The 19,129-nt window shown below is 64.1% G+C and carries 15 protein-coding genes and 1 pseudogene; 8 read left to right on the top strand and 8 right to left on the bottom strand.

The genetic code is table 11. From position 1 onward, the window contains the following. Positions 1-76: 76 nt before the first annotated feature. The 4 genes from ABIF91_RS14440 to ABIF91_RS14425 all read right to left on the bottom strand — a co-directional run bounded on the left by ABIF91_RS14440 (position 77) and on the right by ABIF91_RS14425 (position 6,671). Positions 77-3,226: an efflux RND transporter permease subunit gene (locus ABIF91_RS14440; protein WP_028178788.1), complete on the bottom strand. Its 3,150-nt coding sequence runs from the start codon at positions 3,224-3,226 to the stop codon at positions 77-79. After that, positions 3,226-4,155 (bottom strand): efflux RND transporter periplasmic adaptor subunit, encoded by a 930-nt coding sequence (locus ABIF91_RS14435; protein ID WP_028178787.1) that lies wholly within the window; start codon positions 4,153-4,155, stop codon positions 3,226-3,228. Before ABIF91_RS14435 ends, ABIF91_RS14440 begins: the two co-directional genes overlap by 1 nt. 155 nt (positions 4,156-4,310) lie before the next feature. Further along, entirely contained in the window at positions 4,311-4,976 is a 666-nt protein-coding gene (locus ABIF91_RS14430; RefSeq protein ID WP_035670633.1) for an OmpA family protein, read from the bottom strand. A gap of 144 nt (positions 4,977-5,120) precedes the next feature. Then, a complete protein-coding gene (locus ABIF91_RS14425) occupies positions 5,121-6,671 on the bottom strand; it encodes a caspase family protein (RefSeq protein WP_028178785.1) in 1,551 nt (516 codons plus the stop codon). 366 nt (positions 6,672-7,037) lie between these two features. Here ABIF91_RS14425 and ABIF91_RS14420 point away from each other — a divergent pair, with 366 nt between their 5' ends. Continuing rightward, the gene (locus tag ABIF91_RS14420; protein WP_028178784.1) at positions 7,038-7,844 is read left to right on the top strand and encodes an N-acyl homoserine lactonase family protein; all 807 of its coding nucleotides are present in this window, start codon (positions 7,038-7,040) and stop codon (positions 7,842-7,844) included. A 118-nt stretch (positions 7,845-7,962) separates the two neighbouring features. Here the strand turns inward: ABIF91_RS14420 and ABIF91_RS14415 are convergent, their stop codons facing one another. Continuing rightward, complete coding sequence (locus ABIF91_RS14415) at positions 7,963-8,496, bottom strand: MarR family winged helix-turn-helix transcriptional regulator (RefSeq protein WP_028178783.1); 534 nt, start codon at positions 8,494-8,496, stop codon at positions 7,963-7,965. A 110-nt stretch (positions 8,497-8,606) separates the two neighbouring features. On the opposite strand from ABIF91_RS14415, the gene ABIF91_RS14410 reads away from it, so the two are divergent. From ABIF91_RS14410 to fahA, 5 genes are all read left to right on the top strand, one after another. Beyond that, the gene (locus tag ABIF91_RS14410; RefSeq protein WP_035670619.1) at positions 8,607-10,220 is read left to right on the top strand and encodes an FAD-dependent oxidoreductase; all 1,614 of its coding nucleotides are present in this window, start codon (positions 8,607-8,609) and stop codon (positions 10,218-10,220) included. 7 nt (positions 10,221-10,227) lie between these two features. Further along, positions 10,228-10,452 (top strand): DUF2783 domain-containing protein, encoded by a 225-nt coding sequence (locus tag ABIF91_RS14405; RefSeq protein WP_028178781.1) that lies wholly within the window; start codon positions 10,228-10,230, stop codon positions 10,450-10,452. Between the two features lie 18 nt (positions 10,453-10,470). After that, entirely contained in the window at positions 10,471-11,427 is a 957-nt protein-coding gene (locus tag ABIF91_RS14400; RefSeq protein ID WP_028178780.1) for an MBL fold metallo-hydrolase, read from the top strand. Between the two features lie 2 nt (positions 11,428-11,429). Beyond that, positions 11,430-12,776: a homogentisate 1,2-dioxygenase gene (gene hmgA / locus ABIF91_RS14395; protein WP_028178779.1), complete on the top strand. Its 1,347-nt coding sequence runs from the start codon at positions 11,430-11,432 to the stop codon at positions 12,774-12,776. 140 nt (positions 12,777-12,916) lie between these two features. Then, positions 12,917-14,185 carry a fumarylacetoacetase gene (fahA, locus tag ABIF91_RS14390; RefSeq protein WP_028178778.1) on the top strand — a complete coding sequence of 423 codons (1,269 nt, stop codon included), beginning with the start codon at positions 12,917-12,919 and terminating at the stop codon, positions 14,183-14,185. 116 nt (positions 14,186-14,301) lie between these two features. On the opposite strand, the gene ABIF91_RS14385 is transcribed toward fahA, so the two are convergent. Next, positions 14,302-14,613 (bottom strand): DUF1272 domain-containing protein, encoded by a 312-nt coding sequence (locus ABIF91_RS14385; protein WP_028178777.1) that lies wholly within the window; start codon positions 14,611-14,613, stop codon positions 14,302-14,304. A 73-nt stretch (positions 14,614-14,686) separates the two neighbouring features. Next, positions 14,687-15,161, bottom strand: a pseudogene (locus ABIF91_RS14380) (Lrp/AsnC family transcriptional regulator). Between the two features lie 118 nt (positions 15,162-15,279). Here ABIF91_RS14380 and hppD point away from each other — a divergent pair. Together hppD and ABIF91_RS14370 are read left to right on the top strand one after the other, a co-directional pair. Then, positions 15,280-16,398, top strand: a complete 1,119-nt coding sequence (gene hppD / locus ABIF91_RS14375; protein ID WP_424579212.1) for a 4-hydroxyphenylpyruvate dioxygenase — start codon at positions 15,280-15,282, stop codon at positions 16,396-16,398. Positions 16,399-16,498: 100 nt separating this feature from the next. Then, positions 16,499-17,563 (top strand): IS630-like element ISRj1 family transposase, encoded by a 1,065-nt coding sequence (locus tag ABIF91_RS14370; RefSeq protein ID WP_026192128.1) that lies wholly within the window; start codon positions 16,499-16,501, stop codon positions 17,561-17,563. 299 nt (positions 17,564-17,862) lie between these two features. On the opposite strand, the gene ABIF91_RS14365 is transcribed toward ABIF91_RS14370, so the two are convergent. Then, positions 17,863-18,975 carry a CaiB/BaiF CoA transferase family protein gene (locus tag ABIF91_RS14365; protein ID WP_028181080.1) on the bottom strand — a complete coding sequence of 371 codons (1,113 nt, stop codon included), beginning with the start codon at positions 18,973-18,975 and terminating at the stop codon, positions 17,863-17,865. Between the last annotated feature and the right edge of the window lie 154 nt (positions 18,976-19,129).

Raw genomic sequence — 19,129 nt, 5'->3', positions numbered from 1 at the left:
GCGTCCGATCTTCCTGCTCGCCGCGCACTCATCATCGCACCCAACCGGCGGCGTCGTCCGTTTGAGACGCGCGGTCCTACTCCGCCGCCGGGTGCACGAAGTTCTTTGGTACGCGGGGCGCTTCCGCTGGTGCCGCTCCGTGATGATCGTCCGTCTCGGCGTCCTCGCTGTGCACGATCAGCCGCTTGGCGAAGCGCCAGATCAGGGCGCCGAAATCGTCCATCACCATGAACATCGCGGGCACGAACACCAGCGACAGGATGGTCGAGAAGATCAGGCCGCCGATCACCGCGAGCGCCATCGGCGAGCGGAATTCGCCGCCGGCGCCGACCGCGAGAGCGCTCGGTATCATGCCGGCGGCCATCGCGATCGTGGTCATCACGATCGGCCGGGCGCGCTTCATGCCGGCGTCGATCATGGCTTCCTCGCGCGGCTTGCCGGCGCGAATGGCTTCGATCGCGAATTCCACCAGCATGATCGCGTTCTTGGTGACGATACCCATCAGCATCAGGATGCCGATCCACACCGGCGTGGTGAGCTGCTTGCCGGTGACGAGCAGCGCGGCGATGGCGCCGCCGATCGAGAGCGGCAGCGAGAACAGGATGGTGATCGGCTGCAGGAAGGTGCCGAACAGCAGCACCAGCACGGCGTAGACCATCATCAGTCCCGCCGTGATCGCGGTCGCGAAGCCGTCGGACAGTTCGTTCAGGCTTTCCGCGTCGCCGGAGGGCGAGACCTTCACGCCCTTCGGCAGTGTCTTCATGACCGGCAGGTCGTAGATCTTCTTGGTGGCGTCGCCGAGCGCGGCGGAGCCGACGAGGTCGGCCGCGACGGTTGCCTGCCGCTCACGGTCGTAGCGGTTGATGCTGGTCGGACCCTGGTCGAGCTTGACATCGGCGATGACCGAGAGCGGCACGCCGCCCTTCTCGCCGCGCTCGCCGAGCGGCACGCGCAACTGTTCGAGCGTCTTCAGATTGCCGCGCGCGGCATCCTCGAGCTGCACCCGGATCGGTACCAGGCGATCGCCGACGTCGAATTTGGCGAGCGCAGGGCCGACGTCGCCGATGGTGGCGACACGGATGGTCTGCGACAGGCTTTCGGTGGACACGCCGAGCCGTGCGGCGAGATCTGCGCGCGGTTCGATACGCAGCTCGGGACGCTCCAGCGAGGTCTCCGAGATCACATTGGCGATGGTGGGAATGCGCTTCATCTGCGTCGCAAGCTCGCTCGCGACGTTGTTGACGATGTTGGGGTCGACACCGGTCACCACCAGCGAGATCGCGCGCAGGCCGTTCTCGTCCAGGAACCAGAAGCGGATATCGGGAACGTTCTCCAGCTCCTGGCTGATCGAGAATTCAAGCTCGCGCTGGGTGATGTCGCGGCTGTTCTTGGGCGTGTAGTTGATGATCAGGGCGGCGCGCCGTACTTCCTGGGTCCCCGGCGGGACACGTCCGCCGTCGACGAAGATGCTCTTGACCTCGGGCCGCTTGCGCAGGCGCGCGACGATGTCCTCGGTGACCTTCTCGGTGTAGGCGAGCTGGGTACCCGGCGGCAGCTCGAGGGCAAGCAGCGAGCGGGCGCTGTCCTGCGCCGGCAGGAAGCCCTGCGGCAGCAGCGTGATGCTCCAGATCGAGGCGGCGAAGACGCCGAGGCCGATCAGCACCGTGATGAAATAGTGCTTCACCGACCAGGCCACGATCCGATGATAGGACCGCAATATGCGGCCGGGCGGCGGTTCCACATGCGTATGGTGCTTGAGGAAGTAGGCTGCCAGAACCGGGGTGACGAATCGGGCCGCGAGCAGCGAGAAGAAAACCTGTACCGAGACGGTGATGCCGAACTGCTTGAAGAACTGTCCGGCAATGCCCGACATGAAGCTCGCCGGTGCGAAGATCGCGATGATGGTCAGCGAGATCGCGATGACCGCGAGGCCGATCTCGTCGGCGGCCTCCAGCGCGGCGCGGTAGGGCGACTTGCCCATGTTCATGTGCCGGACGATGTTCTCGATCTCGACGATGGCATCGTCGACGAGAATGCCGGTCGACAGCGTGATGGCGAGAAAGCTGACGAGGTTCAGCGAGAAGCCGAGCAGGTCCATCGCCCAGAACGCCGGGAAGATCGACAGCGGCAGCGAGATCGCGGCGATGATGGTCGCGCGCAGGTCGCGCAGGAACAGCAGCACGATGACGACGGCGAGGATGGCGCCTTCGAACAGGGTCGAGATCGCCGCGTGGTAGTTGCCGTTGGTGTATTCGACCGAGGTGTCGATCACCTTCAGATCGACGTCGGGATAGGCCGCCTTGAGCGCGTCGATGCGCTTCTGCACGGCTTCGGCGACCTTCACGTCGCTGGCGCCCTTGGAACGCTTGATGCCGAGCGCAACCACCGGCTCGCCATTGAAGCGGGCGAAGGTGCGGCGGTCGGCGATGGTGTCGGTGACGGTGCCGAGATCGTCGAGCCGGACCTCGCCGCCGCCGAACAGCGGGATCATGGTGCCGGCGAGATCGCCCAGCGTCTTGGCGCCCGCGAGCGTTCGGATCGCCTGGTCGTTCTTGCCGATCTCGGCGCGGCCGCCGGCGACGTCGACATTGGTGCCGCGCAGGCTCTGGCTGACATTGACGGCAGTCAGGCCCATGGCCTGCAAGCGATCGGGATCGAGCGAGACCAGGATCTCGCGCTCGACACCGCCGATGCGCTCGACCTGCGCGACGCCGCGCACGCCCTGAAGCGCGCGCTTGACCACGTCGTCGACGAAATAGGAGAGTTGCTCCGGCGTCTTGCCGGGCGAGATCGCGGCATAGGTGACGATCGGCAGGCCGATGACGTCGACGCGCTGGATCAGCGGCTCGGTGACGTTCTGCGGCAGGTTGGAGCGCACGCGCGTCACCGCGTCCTTGACGTCGTTGAGCGCGCGGTCGGTGTTGGTCTCGAGCGCGAACTGGATCGTGGTGACCGACAGGCCGTCGGTGATCGAGGAGGTGATGTGCCTGACGCCCTCGACGCCGGAGACCGCGTCTTCAACCGTCTTGGTGACCTGGGATTCGAGCTCGGCTGGCGCTGCGCCAAACTGCGAGACCGCAACCGAGATCACAGGGATGTCGGCCGAGGGCAGCCGCGTCACCGCAAGCTTGGTGAAGGAGGTCCAGCCGAGAACCAGGAGGATGATTGAAAAGACGACAGACGGCAGCGGATGACGAATCGACCATGCCGAGATATTGAGAGCCATCAGCGTACCCGCGTGCGATCGAGTTCATCGGCGAACATGGTCTTGATCTGGTCGCCATCATGGAGCGAAGAGCCGGCGTCGGCCACGACGATTTCCCCGACCTCGAGACCTTCCAGGATTTCCGTCGAGGTGTCGGACGACAGTCCGACCCGCACCTTGCGCGTCTCGACGACATTGCCTTTGACGACCTGCACCATCAGATGGTCGATCGCGGTCTTGGGGATCGAGACGCCGCAGCTGCGCTTGGCGTCGATCGAGGCGCGGGCGAACACGCCGACCTTGAGTGATGGATTGTTGATGACGCTGATGCGAACGCGCCCGAGCTGGGTCGTGCGGTCGATTTCGGGCGCGACCAGCCGGACGCGTCCGATCAGATCGGGCGCGTCGTCGCGGCTGATGCGCACGGTCGCGCCGGAACTGAGCTTGGACATGTGCACCGCCGGCACCTGGGCGTCGAGCTCGATCTCGTTGTTGACGGCGATGCGGAACATCGGACCGGCCTGCGGCGAGGCCGGCGCGCCGACGATGGTGCGGACCTCGGTGATGAGCCCCGGCGCAGGTGCTCTCAACGAGATCGGGCCTTGTGGGCCGGGTCGCTGCGGCTGCCCCGGAATCTGCGGCGGCGCAGTCAGGCGCGCCAGCTCCTGGTTGTCGGCGACAATGGCGCCTTCTGTGACCAGGAGGTCGGTGACTCTTGAGCCTTCCTGGTCGGCAACGACCACCGCCTCGCGGCGCGGCACGAAGAAGCCGGTCACCCGGACCAGGTCGGAGAAGCAGGCGTTGGTCGACTTCGTCACGATGACGAGCGCCTCGCCCGGCGTCTCCTTCGCTTCGGGGCGATGCCGATGCTCGAACAGATAATAGCCGACGCCGAGCACGGCGACGAACAGCACAGTTCCGGCCGGCTTGAGATATTGAGTCAGATTCATCGCCGGATCATCCTGGCCTGGCTCACGGCCGTCCGTGCGAGGCCCAGACAGAGCGTTTCCCTGAAATAAAGCGTCCCGCAAGGTTGCGGGACGCGCTTTGGAAGCGAGACCTTACACCACATCACGACTGTTCACTGTAAAGGATTACGTCGAGCTCACTTCGACGCGGTAGTCTTGTTTTCCATGTTGACGACCTGCACGCGGCGGTTGACCTCTGCCAGCGGCTGGCTCGGATTCTTGAGCTTGCTCTTGCCATAGCCGACGGTGACGAGATCGGTCGCGGCGATGCTGTATTTCTCGACCAGGTAGCGCTTGATCGAATCGGCGCGTCGCTCCGACAGGTCCTGGTTGTAGGCTTCGCCGCCGGCGGCATCGGTGTGGCCGGCGACCACGAAGGTCGAGCCCTTCAGGTCGGGACTGGTCAGCGCCCGGCCGAGCGCCTGCACCGACGGCATCGACTTGGCGCTGATATTGGCGGAGTTGTAGTCGAACGTGATTTCGAGATCGATGTTCGGCTTGTCCTTGACGACTGAAGCGATTTCCTCGCGCTCGGTCGACGACAGCGAGCGCGTCGAGCGGCCGCGCACGGACTGAATCAGCTTGGTCTCCGCCGCGTTCGGCGCGGATTCGGTCTGCGGGCCGATCGAGAGGCCGCGGGTCAGGGGCTTCTTGGCTGGCGGCGCGAGCGCGCGAACGATCTCGTCCTCGGTGACATTCTTGCTGTTGCCGTCATCGCCTGCGTACGCGCGCGGCAATGACAGAGCGGCGCCGACGATGATGATGGACAGGATCGCGGTAAGTCCTTTTGCAGCCAATCTCATAGCCAGTCCCTCCTGCTCAGCCAGCTTGCGTGCTTCCAAATTCCAGCAATAAGCCCCGGAAAAGGCCTCTTGCGGCATCCGCCCATTAGTCTTTCTTGGCCCGTTCAAGGTTCGAGGCTTCGACTGCCTCAACTCGAAAAAATATCAACGCACTCCGTAGCTTGCGAATTCCTGAACGATGTTCGGATCCATCGCCTTGGCATTGGCGATGTCCAGCGCTCCTTCCTGGGCGGAGCCGTTGCGTTGTTTGGCAAGGCCCCGTCCGTAGAGCGAGGAGGTCAGGCGCGGGTTGATCTTCAGGGCCGCATCGAAATCGGCGATGGCGTTCTTCACCGCGCCCGACTTGAGGTTGACGAGTCCCCGGCTGTCCAGTGCATCGACGAAGTTCGGCCGAAGCCGCAGTGCCTCGTTGCAATCCTTCAGCGCGCCCTGGAGGTCACCGACCACGGTGCGAGTCCAGCAGCGGTTGTTCAGCGCCTCGACGTCCTTCGAATTGATCCGGAGCGTGTCGTCGAAATCCTTGATCGCGAGGTTGTAGGCACCCTTGCTGGCATAGACCTGGCCGCGCCGGTACAACGCGTTCACGTCGTCCGGATTGGCGGCGATCTTGGCGGTCAGGCCCTTGATCGTGGGATCGTCAGCCAGCGCGGCGGCGCTGGGTCCGCTGTCGGTGCTCGGTGCGAGGCCGGGATCGATCGGTTTTACCGGCGGTGGCGGCGGAGGCAGGGCGGCCTCGATCTGTGGCTTCGGCGCGGGGGGCGGCGCGGGTGCGGGGGCGGGGGCAGCTGGAGCAACAGGAGCGGATGCCGCGGCAGTGTCGGCCGGCTTCGGCGGCGGAGGCGGCGCCGGCGGGGCAGGTGGTGCCGGCGGCGGGTTGTTGGCGACGACGGCCGGCGCAGCGGGAGGCGCAGGCGGCGGCGTCGTTGCGGGACGCGATCCGCCGGCGCCCGGAATGAACGAGAAATCTTCGGCCAATGACGAGGAAATCCACGGCACCTGCTCGCCGCGAGAGGCACGGGTGACGCCCATCTTGGTACGGTTCAGCGTCTCTTCGGCCATCAGGTCGGGAACGCGGATCTCCTTCAACAACTCCTGGACGAACAGGCTGTGGTCGCCACCGGCGTCCGAGACCACCGAGGCCAGCGCCGCCGAATACATCACCAGCGTGCCGTTGGGCGCGATGACCGGGGTCAGGCCGGCCGAGAAGCTGCGGAACCGGCGCTCGAACGGATTGCGCCTGGACGCATCGATCAGCGCGATCTTGACGCCGGCGCCGCGGCTGTTGAGCTCGCCGAGCACGGTCTCGAGGCTGAAACCATCGCGGCGCACGTCGGACTCCGTCCAGATCTGCGCATCGACCGGCAGCAAGTAGCTCTGGCGCGCCGACTGGATACCGAAACCGCTGAAGAACACCAGCGCCACCGATCCGGGCTTGATCTTGCCGTAGAGCTTGTCGAAGGCACGGCGCATTCCGTCGCCGGTCAGGTTCTCGCCGATCTCGACCGAGAAGCCGTCCCGCTTGAGCTCATCAGCCACGTCGCGCGCATCGTTGATCGGTTCCTTCAGCGGAGCATCCGCGTCCGGATATTTGGCGTTGCCGATGACCAGCGCAAAACGGTCGCCGGCCGCAAAGGATGGGGCAGTCGGGACAAGCGAGACGAGCAAGGGCAGAAGAAAAAAGAAGCGAATTTTCATAATCAGCGCGGTCCAGCCAAAAAGGCGCCGTTCCAGCTTGCGCCGCGGCGACCTTAACTTACGCTTCTTGCATTATCAAACCGGGGACGGGGGGCGTCAACCGCTTGGAGATTCGGCATTATCGTAGCGATTGACCGCAACGTATGGGCGTGCCGCGAGGGGGTGGACGGGCTGTCATGACGGTACTCGGCGCGGCCTGGTTCGATCCCATCGGCAGCATGTTAGGGCAACCATTGCGATGAAAAATGTGATTGGTCTCACATTGCGGGGCCGGCTCCCGGCGCAATGCCCCGTTTGACCTTTCATGCCGGTGATGGCTTGGTGTGCTCGATCGTCCCAGAAGATCCAACTCAGAAAAGCAAGACCATGGGAAACGTCTACGAAATCTACGCCCTTCGCTACGCGACGATGTCGCCGCGCACCCCCAGCATGAACTTCCTGCTACCCGATCCACATGACAGTGCGGCGCAGGACCTAGACTATTTCGTCTGGCTGATCCGAGGGCACGGCCGCGACATTCTGGTCGACACCGGCTTCAATGCCGAGGAGGCGAGTGCGCGGGCGCGCAAGCTGACGCTCAACCCGGTCGATGCGCTGGAGCGCTTCGGGGTCGCCGCATCTGCGGTTCGCGACGTCATCGTGACGCATCTGCATTACGACCATGCCGGCAATCTCGACCGCTTCCCGAATGCGCGCTTCCATCTCCAGGAGCGCGAGATGGCTTACGCGACCGGCCGCTGCATGTGCAACGGCCTGTTGCGACATCCGTTCTCGGTCGAGCACGTCACGCAGATGGTGCGCCACGTCTATCGCGAGCGCGTCAGCTTCTATTCGGGTGACGGCGAGGTTGCTCCAGGCGTGACCGTGCATCGCGTCGGCGGCCATTCCGACGGCTTGCAGGTGGTCAGGGTCGCGACCGCGCGCGGCCCGGTGGTGCTGGCATCCGATGCTGCGCATTACTACGCCAATCTGCAGCGCAGGAGCCCGTTCCCGATCGTCTACAATGTCGGCGACATGGCGCAGGGCTGGGAGACGATCGAGCGCCTTGCCGGCCATCCCGACAGGTTCATTCCCGGACATGATCCGATCGTGACGGAGATCTATCCGCGCGCCAGCGAGAAGGTCGACGCCTGGGCGCTGCATATGCCGCCGACGCGATCTTTCGCGAAATGACAGCGAAGCCGTCATTCCGGGGTGCGACGAAGGCGCAGGCCCGGAATCCATCGCGCGGCCAATTGCGCGGATAGACGGATTCCGGGTTCGCGCTATGCGCGCCCCGGAATGACGCTAACTAATACGCCTGCTTGGCGTCGGCCTCTTCGCTGGTCTGGATCAGATCGAGGCTCTGCTCGATCTTGCCGAGCAGGGCCGAGAGTTGCCTGCGCTCCTGCGCGGAAAGGCAAGCGAGGATCTCGTCTTCCCGCCGCAGCAATTGCGGGAAAAGCTCTTCGTAGAGCGCGCGGCCTTTCCTCGTCAGTTGCAGCCGGAATTCGCGGCGGTCGGCCTCGTTCTCGACCCGTTCAATCAGATCGTCGTTGAGCAGCGTGGTCACCGCGCGGCTGATGGTGGATTTGTGCGTGCGGGTGCATTGCGCGATGTACTGCGCGCTGCAGGCATCGTTGCGGAAGCCGAGCGTGGCGATCACGCGCCAGGCCGGAATGTCGAGGCCATGCCGTTCCTGATATTCGACCGAAAGCGCGGAACTGACTTCCGCTGCGAGCCGGTTGAGGCGGAACGGCACGAACTTGAACAGGTCGAGCCGTGGCTTTGGCCGCGCCGAAGTCTCGCGCGCCTTCAGCGCGATGTCGCTGGATGTCCTTGCCAAGGAAAGCGCTCCGAATTCCAGTTGACGGCCGGCCGGCTCCGGTCCAAAATAGTTGCATGTGAGACTATCTAGCAGATCAGTCCTCTCCTGACCAGAGCCGAGGTTAGTGCATGGCACAGGCCAAATCCCAGTTCGGCTATCGACGCCACCCCGATCAGGATCGTTCCGGCCAGAGCCCGGCCGAGCACGCGGTCGTGGTCGTCGGTGCGGGGCCGGTCGGGCTGTCGCTGGCGATCGATCTTGCTCAGCGCGGCCAGCGTGTCGTCCTTCTGGATGATGCCGACCGCATCGGCGAGGGCTCTCGCGCGATCTGCTTCTCGAAGCGCTCGCTGGAATATTGGGACCGGCTCGGCGTCGGCGACCGCATGGTCGACAAGGGCGTGGTGTGGAGCGTCGGCCGCATCTTCCACGGCGAATCCCAACTCTACCAGTTCAATCTCCTGCCGGAGGACGGCCACAAGCGGCCGGCCTTCATCAATCTCCAGCAATATTACGCCGAGGCCTATCTGGTCGATCGCATCGACGATCTGCCTGAGATCGACCTGCGCTGGCGCAACAAGGTGACGGCGCTCGAGCAACGCAACGGTTCCGTCGCGTTGACCATCGAGACGCCCGAGGGCGCCTACCGCGTGCTCGCCCAATATGTCATCGCCTGCGACGGCGCGCGCTCCTCGCTGCGGCAGATGGTCGGCGCCGAGTTCGCCGGACAGGTGTTCGAGGATCAGTTCCTCATTGCCGACGTCAAGATGACTGCGGAATTCCCGACCGAGCGCTGGTTCTGGTTCGATCCGCCGTTCCATGCCGGGCGTTCGGCGCTGCTGCACCGGCAGCCCGACGATGTCTGGCGCATCGACCTCCAGCTCAACCGCTACGCCGATCCCGTCGTCGAGAAGAAGCCCGAGAACGTGCGGCCGCGGATCGCGCGCATGCTCGGCCACGACAAGTTCGCGTTCGAGTGGATCTCGCTCTACAAATTCCAGTGCCGGCGGATGGACCGCTTCATCCATGGCCGCGTGGTCTTTGCCGGCGATTCCGCGCATCAGGTCTCGCCCTTCGGCGCACGCGGCGCCAACTCGGGACTTGAGGACGCCGAAAACCTGTCCTGGAAGCTCAATCGCGTGCTGCGCGGGACCTCGCCCGCGAGCCTGCTCGAGAGCTATCACATCGAGCGTAGCGCAGCCGCCGACGAGAACATCCGCGAATCGACCCGCTCGACCGATTTCATGGCGCCGAACTCGCACCAGGAGGCGCGGCTGCGCAAGGCGGTGCTGTCGCTGGCCAAGGAGACCGAGTTCGGCAAGCGTATGGTCAATGGCGGTCGGCTTTCGGTGCCATGCAGCTATGATTCCCCTTTGTCCTCGCTCGACGCGGATACGTGGCACGGTGGACCGTCGCCCGGCTGTTCCATGCTCGACGCTCCCGTCACGACGCCGGCCGGCGAGCAGATCTATCTGACGGATGCCTTCCGCAAGGGTGGAACGGACTTCACCCTGCTGTCGTTCAGCAATGGTGCGGCCATCGATGCGCCCGATGGCGTCAAGGGCATCCGCATCGGCGGTGAGGGCGGGTTTGCCGATCCCTCGGGCTTGGTCGCAAAGCGCTACGGCGCCGAACCGGGCGCCGCCTATCTGCTGAGGCCGGATGGTTATGTCGCGGCGCGCTTCCGCCATCCGGCGCGTGCGACGATCGCGGCAGCGCTGGCGCGTGCCGAAGGCTTGTATTGAGGTTCGCATGCCGCTTTCCACCAGTTCCAACTTCGCACGTCCGGACGACGCCTTCCGCGCCATCGTCGAGGCGCATCGCGGGCTCACCGAGGAGCAGAGCGCCGATCTCGATTCGGCGCTGGTGCTGATCCTCGCCAACCATATCGGCGATATCGACGTGCTGCGGGAGGCGATCGGGCTGGCGAAGCGCCGCATGATCGACGGTCAGCAGCAACAACAGCAACAGCAATAAACCTGTAAGGACGAATTGATGGCGAAGAACTTCGCATCCACCGGCGATCTCTCCGAGAAGAAGATCACCTTCTCCGAGATCGGTACGGATCTCTATGCCTTCACCGCCGAGGGCGATCCCAACACAGCCGTCATCGTCGGCGACGACGGCTGCCTCGTGTTCGACGCGCAGGCGACGCCCGCGATGGCGAACAAGGTGATCGAGCGCGTGCGCGCAGTCACCGACAAGCCGATCAAGTATGTCGTGCTGTCGCACTATCACGCCGTGCGCGTGCTTGGCGCCTCGGCCTACAAGGCGCAAGGCATCGTCGCCTCGCAGGAGACGTATCGGCTGATCGAGGAGCGCGGCAAGCAGGACTGGGATTCCGAATACGGCCGATTTCCGCGGCTGTTCCAGGATGCGCAGAGCATTCCCGGCCTGACCTGGCCGACGCTGACCTTCGAAGGCGAGATGACGATTTACCTCGGCAAGCGTGAGGTTCGCCTGATGCAGCTGGGCGCCGGCCACACCTCAGGCGACATCGTCGCTTGGGTTCCGGACGCGGAGGTGATGTTCTCCGGCGACCTGATCGAATATCACTCGGCCTGTTATTGCGGCGATGCGCATTTGCGCGAATGGCCGATGACGTTGAACGAGATCCGCAACTTCAATCCCAAGGCGATCGCGCCGGGCCGCGGCGATGCGCTGAAGGGCACAGCCACGGTGCGCGAGGCCATCGCGATGACGCGCGACTTCGTCACCTGGCTGTATGGCGCGGCCGAAATCTCGGTCGCCAAGGGCCGCACGCTGAAAGAATCGATGGCTGCGACCCGCGAGGTGATGGATCCGAAATTTTCCAGCTTTGCCATTTACGAGCACTGCCTGCCGTTCAACGTGTCGCGCGCCTACGACGAAGCGTCCGGAATCGACGACCCCGTGATCTGGACCGACAAGCGCGACCAGGAAATGTGGGCCGCCTTGCAAGGAGGAGGATAGTCATGAACATCAATACCTCGCCTGACCAGATCATCCGCAGCTCGGCCCAGGTGACGCCCGGCTACATGTCCGGCTTCGGCAACTCTTTCGAGACCGAGGCGCTGCCGGGCGCGCTGCCGATCGGGCGCAACTCGCCGCAGCGCTGCGCCTACGGGCTCTATGCCGAGCAGCTCTCGGGCTCGCCTTTCACCGCGCCGCGCGGCGCCAATGAGCGCTCCTGGCTGTACCGCATCCGGCCCTCGGTGAAGCATTCCGGCCGGTTCGAGAAGGTCGATGCCGGCCTGTGGCGCTCGGCACCGTGCCATGAATACGAGCTGCCGATCGCGCAGCTGCGCTGGGACCCGACGCCGCTTCCGAAGGAGGATGTCACCTTCGTTGAGGGCGTGCAGACCATGACGACAGCGGGTGACGTGAACACCCAGGCCGGTATGGCCGCGCATGTCTACCTCATCACCAAATCGATGGTGGACCAGCATTTCTACAATGCCGACGGCGAGCTGATGTTCGTGCTTCAGCAGGGCAATCTTCGCCTCGTCACCGAGTTCGGCCGCATCGATGCCGAGCCCGGCGAGATCGTGGTGATCCCGCGCGGCGTCAAATTCCGCGTCGAGATTCCGAACGGCCCGGCGCGCGGCTATCTCTGCGAAAACTACGGCGGCGCCTTCACCCTGCCGGAGCGCGGGCCGATCGGCGCCAACTGTCTCGCCAACGCGCGCGACTTCCTCACGCCGGTCGCGAACTACGAGGACAAGGACACGCCGACCGAACTGTTCGTGAAGTGGGGCGGGTCGCTGTTCAAGACGCAGCTCGCCCATTCGCTGATCGACGTCGTCGCCTGGCATGGCAACTACGCGCCGTATAAGTACGATCTGCGCACCTTCTCTCCCGTCGGCGCGATCGGCTTCGACCATCCCGATCCCTCGATTTTCACGGTGCTGACCTCGCCGTCGGAGACCGCGGGCACCGCGAATATCGACTTCGTGATCTTCCCCGAGCGCTGGATGGTTGCGGACAACACCTTCCGTCCGCCCTGGTACCACATGAACATCATGAGCGAGTTCATGGGCCTGATCTACGGCGTCTATGATGCCAAGCCGCAGGGCTTCGTCCCCGGCGGCATGAGCCTGCACAATTGCATGCTGCCGCATGGCCCGGACCGCGACGCCTTCGAGCACGCCAGCAACGGCGAATTGAAGCCGGTGAAGCTGACCGGCACCATGGCCTTCATGTTCGAGACCCGCTATCCGCAGCGCGTCACCGCGCATGCGGCGAAATCATCGACGCTCCAGGACGACTATGCCGATTGCTGGAAAGGCCTGGAGAAGCGGTTCGATCCGAGCCGGCCGTAGTTACTTCGTCATTCCGGGATGCGCCGAAGGCGCAGGCCCGGAATCCATACTCACGATCGTGGTTATGGATTCCGGGCTCGCGCTCCGCGCGCCCCGGAATGACGGCGAAGAAACTGAAAAAAACATCCGGCAGGAAGCCAATGCCCCATCCCAACGACCCCAGCCTCCGCTCCTTCATCGATGTCGATCCCTCTTCCGACTTCCCGATTCAGAATCTGCCCTATGGCGTGTTCTCGGCGAATGGATTGGCGCCGCGCGTTGGTGTCGCCATCGGCGCCTACATTCTCGATCTGTGGGAGCTTGAGCAGGATGGCCGCCTCGATGTCGGGCAGCCAGGGACCTTTGCGGCAGGCAGCCTGAACCCGTTCATGTCGTTGGGCCCGAAGGTGTGGTCGACGACCCGCGCGCGGATCAGCGAGCTCTTGCGGCACGACAATCCCGAATTGCGCGACAATGACGAGTTGCGCAAGCTGGCCCTGATTCCCATGCGCGATGCCAAACTGCACATGCCCTTCGCGGTCTCCGGCTACACCGACTTCTATTCCTCGAAAGAGCACGCCACCAATGTCGGCGTGATGTTCCGCGGCAAGGACAACGCGCTGCAGCCGAACTGGCTGCATATGCCCATCGCCTATAACGGCCGCGCATCGACCGTCGTGGTCTCCGGCACGAAGGTGAAGCGGCCGCGCGGGCAGCTGAAGCCGCCGAATGTCGAAGCGCCGAGCTTCGGGCCCTGCAAGCGGCTCGACTTCGAACTGGAGATGGGTGTCGTGATCGGTCAGCCCTCGCCGATGGGCGGAATGCTCACAGAGCAGCAGGCCGAGGAGATGATCTTCGGTTTCGTGCTGCTCAACGACTGGAGCGCGCGCGACATCCAGCAATGGGAATATGTGCCGCTCGGGCCGTTTCTCGCCAAGGCGTTTGCGACCTCGATCAGCCCCTGGGTGGTGACGCGCGAGGCGCTGGAGCCGTTCCGGCTGAAGGGGCCGGAGCAGGAGCCGGTGCCGCTCGACTATCTCAAGCAGACGAAGCCGCAGAACTATGATGTCGAGCTGGATGTATCCTTGCGCGCTGCGGGTGCCAATGCACCCGCCGGCATCAGCCGCACCAATTTCAAGTACATGTACTGGTCCTCGGTGCAGCAGCTCATGCACCACGCTTCCAGCGGCTGCGCCATGAATGTCGGCGATCTCTTAGGCAGCGGCACCATCTCCGGCCCGGAGAAGGACCAGCGCGGCAGTCTTCTGGAGATCAGCTGGAACGGCACCGAGCCGGTCGAACTGCCTGGCGGCGCCAAGCGCTCGTTCCTGGAAGACGGCGACAGCCTCGTGATGCGCGGCTGGTGCCAGGGCAATGGTTATCGTGTCGGCTTCGGCGAGGTCGAGGGGACGATTCTGCCGGCGGAGTAGGGTCACCGTCATTCCGGGGCGATGCGAAGCATCGAACTACGGTGCGCAATTGCGCACCTGAGAGTCTCGAGGTTCCGGGTTCGCGCTTTGTGCGCCTGGGAACGACGGCCCTGAAACTACCGCCGCTCCGGCGGCACGTCCTTGATCCTCGCGCAATGCGCCGCGACATCCTCCACGCTGTACTTCAAATGCACCCGCTTGTCGGACGGCGCCTGCTTCGCTGTGCACACCCCCGGCCGCCACTCCTGCGCCGGCCTGATCGGGCGCGGGGTAAAACCTCCGCCGCAATTCGGGCAGACGTTGAACAGCTTGGTCTCGACGCAATCCGCGCAGAAGGTGCATTCATAGGAGCAGATCCGCGCGTCCGTTGAGCTCGGCGGCAGGTCGCGGTCGCAAAATTCGCAGTTCGGCCGAAGCTGGAGGGCCATGTCGAATCTCCGCACGTGGAGCCGGATCATCGCAGATCGCGCGCGCCGCGCGAATGCCATAGTTCCCTCCATTTCAGCCGGCCCTGATCTCCTTGAGCGGCAGCCGTGAGCTTTCCTTGAGCCTGTCGAGCACGATCGAGGAGCGCGCACATGCTCTGGTGCGGCATCAAGACGTCGTTGACGAGGTTGGAGAGGCCCTTGAGGTCGCGCAGCACGGCTTTCAGCACATAGTCGGCATCGCCCGTGAGCGAATACGCCTCCTGGATCTCGTCGATCCGGTTCACCAGCGCGCGAAAACGCTTGGAATTGTCCGGGGAGTGGGTCGCGAGCCCCACCTGGATGAAGGCGATCACGCCGAAGCCGAGCGCCTCGCTGGAGAGGTCGGCATGATAGCCCGCGATCACCTTCTCCTCCTCCAGCCGCATCCGCCGCCGCGAGCATTGCGAGGCGGAGAGGCCCGCGAGGTCGGCGAGCTCCTGGTTGGTGAGGCGGCCGTCGTCCTGGAGTGCGCCCAGGATCTTGAGGTCGAAGGCGTCCACAGGAATCATGCGTCAATCGTCCATTTCTTGCACAAAGCGTGCATAAGGTAGCGAAATCAGGTCCCGTTTGCACGCCCCTTGCGCTTCCTATGAAGGATAGTTCCTCCTATCAAATTGGGAGAACAGCATGGGTCCGTTTCCGCACGATGCACCGCCGGCCACGATCAGCGCCGACAATCCGATGGGCACCGACGGGTTCGAGTTCGTCGAATATGCGCATCCCAATCCGGAAGAGCTGCACGCGCTGTTCAAGCTGATGGGCTATGCGTCCGTCGCGCGCCACAGGACCAAGAAGATCACGGTCTACCGCCAGGGCGACATCAACTATCTCGTCAACGAGCAGCCCGGAACCCACGGCTACGAGTTCGTCGCCGCGCACGGTCCCTGCGCGCCGTCGATGGCCTTTCGTGTCGTCGACGCGAAGGCGGCCTATGACCGCGCGATTTCGCTTGGCGCCGAGCCTGCGGACGTGTCATCCGCGCAGAAAACGCTCGATGTCCCCGCGATCAAGGGGATCGGAGGCAGCCTGCTTTATCTCGTCGACCGCTACGGCGCCAACGGCTCGGCCTATGATGCCGAGTTCGAATGGCTCGGCGCACGCGATCCGCGGCCGGTCGGCGCCGGCCTGTTCTATCTCGACCATCTCACCCACAACGTTCATCGCGGCCGCATGGACGTCTGGGCCGGCTTCTATGAGAAGCTGTTCAACTTTCGTCAGATCCGCTTCTTCGACATCGAGGGCCGGGCCTCCGGCCTGTTCTCGCGCGCGCTGACGAGCCCGGACGGCAAGATCAGGATTCCGATCAACGAGGACGCCGGCGAGTCCGGCCAGATCGAGGAATATCTGAAGACCTATCGCGGCGAGGGCATCCAGCACATCGCCTGCGGCTGCCGCGACATCTACCGCACCATCGAAGGCCTGCGCGAAGCGGGCTTGCCGTTCATGCCGTCGCCGCCCGACACCTATTTCGAGAAGATCGATGCGCGCCTGCCCAAGCATGGGGAAGACGTCGCACGGCTCCGGAAGAACGGCATCCTGATCGACGGCGAGGGCGTGGTCGAGGGCGGCCAGACCAAGGTGCTGCTGCAGATCTTCTCCGCCAACGCGATCGGCCCGATCTTCTTCGAGTTCATCCAGCGCAAGGGCGACGATGGCTTCGGCGAGGGCAATTTCAAGGCCCTGTTCGAATCGATCGAGGAGGATCAGATCCGGCGCGGCGTGTTGAAGGTGGATAGCGCGGCGTAGGTCGCGCGGCGCGTGCGGGCACAGCTGCCGCGTCACAACGGCTGTCGTCCCCGCCTAGTACCCACTTTTCTTGGAACGTGAGTCGTGATTCAAGGTCGGGATGATACCCGAAGCAAGAGAAGTCCACCTTTCGAGGAAAGATCGCAAGGTGCTTGAGGCGTGCTGTCGCTCACCGGTGACGTTGCAGCGCGATTTGAAGCGGGCGCGGATAGTTCTGTTGGCGGCGGATGGGCGCAGCACCCGGTCGATCGCCAAGGAAGTTGGGGTCCAGCCGCGGATTGTCAGCCTTTGGCGGCATCGCTATGCCGACCATGGCCTTGAAGGGCTGCAAGACAAGCCGCGGCCTGGCAAGCAGCCGATCTATACGAAGACGACCGACAAGCGGATTCTGAAGCTGCTGGATAAGCCGCCACCGCAAGGGTTTGCGCGCTGGACCGGCCCCCTGCTGGCCGAGGCGCTGGGCGATGTCGATGTCCAATATGTCTGGCGGTTCCTGCGCAGCCACAAGATTGACCTGGTGGCTCGCAAGTCCTGGTGCGAGAGCAACGACCCGAACTTTACGGCCAAAGCCGCCGATGTTGTCGGCCTCTATGTCGCGCCGCCGGCGAAGGCCATTGTGCTGTGCGTGGACGAGAAGCCCTCGATCCAGGCTTTGGAGCGAGCGCAGGGTTATCTGAAGTTGCCCAATGGCCGCGCCTTGACCGGCCAAAGCCACGATTACAAGCGGCATGGCACCACAACATTGTTTGCGGCGCTCGAAGTCGCCACCGGAAAGATCATCGCGACCCATTCAAAACGCCGGCGCCGCGTCGAGTTTCTCGATTTCATGAACAGCGTCACCGCGGCTTTTCCGAACCGCAAGCTTCACGTCATCCTCGACAACCTCAACACCCATAAAAAGAACGAGGACTGGCTCAAGGCCCACCCCAACGTGCAATTTCATTTCACGCCGACAAGTGCGTCATGGCTCAATCAGGTCGAAGTATGGTTTTCCATCTTGCAGGGGCAGTCGCTCAGCGGCACCTCCTTCACGAGCCTCAAGCAGCTTCAGGAACACATCGATGCCTACGTCAACGCATACAACGACAGAGCCGAGCCCTTCGTCTGGACCAAGAAAAAGGTCCGTCAACGCCGTTTCAAAGGCCGCCGTATCACTCAGCTCTGATTCCGGGTACTAGTGGCAATTGCGCACGGGGGCGGGGACCCATAATCACAGGGAGGAGTTGTCGCGCGAAGTGAAAACTCCGAGCCGTCGCCACACCACTCCCTGGGGTTATGGGTCCCGGGCTCGCGTTTCGCGCGCCCCGGGACGACAGCGGAAATTGAAGTAGGAGGGTGTGCAAAGCGACTTGTCCGCCGTAGCTCGAAGAGCGAAGGCGGAAGCGTGCCCACCACCTCCAATTGCGGAGTGATGGTGGGCACGGCGCGTCGCGCCTTTGCCCACCCTACAGGTCTGTCGCTGGGCTACTTCGCCGCCTTCCACGCCTGCATCACCGCGGCGATCTCCGCCGGCTCCGGCTCGCGCACCGTCGAGGGCGTGCGCGAGAAGCGCGGTGCCGGCCCCGGCTGCTTCACCCCGTGGCGTTCGACGAACACGTTTCTCGCGACCATGTGCGGATGCTTTGTCGCCTCCGACATGGTCAGCACCGGCGCGAAGCAGATGTCGGTGCCTTCCATGATCTTGCACCAGTCCTCGCGCGTCCTGCTCTTGAACACCGTCTGGAGCTTCTCCTTCAGCGCGGGCCAGGCCTTGGGATCCATCTGCGCGTCGAAATCGGCGTCGGTGAGCCCGGCGTGCTCGCGCAGCAGCGCGTAGAATTGCGGCTCGATCGAGCCGATCGAGATGAAATGGCCACAGGCGCATTCATAGACGCCATAGAAATGCGCGCCACCATCGAGGAAGTTCTGGTTGCGCCCCTCGGTCCAGCGTCCCATCGCGGTCATGTCGAAGAAGAATGACATCAGCGATGCCGCGCCGTCGCACATGGCGGCATCGACCACCTGACCCTTGCCGGACTTCTGCGCTTCCAGGAGCGCTGCAAGCACGCCGACGACGAGATAAAGTGCGCCGCCGCCGAAATCGCCGACGAGGTTGAGCGGCGGCACTGGCGCCTCCTTCGTGCCGATCGCGGCAAGCGCACCGGTGATGGAGATGTAGTTGATGTCATGCCCCGCAGAATTGGCGAGCGGGCCTTCCTGGCCCCAGCCGGTCATGCGGCCATAGACCAGCTTGGGGTTGCGCGCGAGCACCAATTCGGGCCCGAGCCCGAGCCGCTCCATCACGCCGGCACGGAAGCCCTCGACCAGCGCATCGGCGCTGGCAAGCAGGTCGAGCACCTGTGCAATCGCGGCCTTGTCCTTGAGGTCGAGCTCGATCACCTTGCGGCCGCGGCCCGCCACCGACTTCATGCTTTTCTTCGCGCCGACGCGATCGAGCGTGACGACGTCGGCGCCCATGTCGGCCAGCATCATGCAGGCGAACGGGCCCGGCCCGATGCCGGCGAATTCGACGATGCGAAAGCCCGAGAGCGGGCCGGAGGTGCGGACGGAAGAGGTGGGGGCTGATTTGTCGAGCACGTTGTTGTTTCCTCGGGTCGCGGGCAGGTGCCGATGATCCGGCAAACGCCTCACGTTGCTCTTGGGGGCGAGTTAATCGGCTGATTAACTTTTCTCGCCTTCCCGCCAGCGAGGCAAGCGGTTTTCATGCCGCATGGCCAAATAAAAACGGCGC

The organism is Bradyrhizobium sp. USDA 241 (genome assembly GCF_049739505.1).
Lineage (GTDB): Bacteria > Pseudomonadota > Alphaproteobacteria > Rhizobiales > Xanthobacteraceae > Bradyrhizobium > Bradyrhizobium liaoningense.
This window is presented reverse-complemented; position numbering and strand designations above follow the sequence as displayed.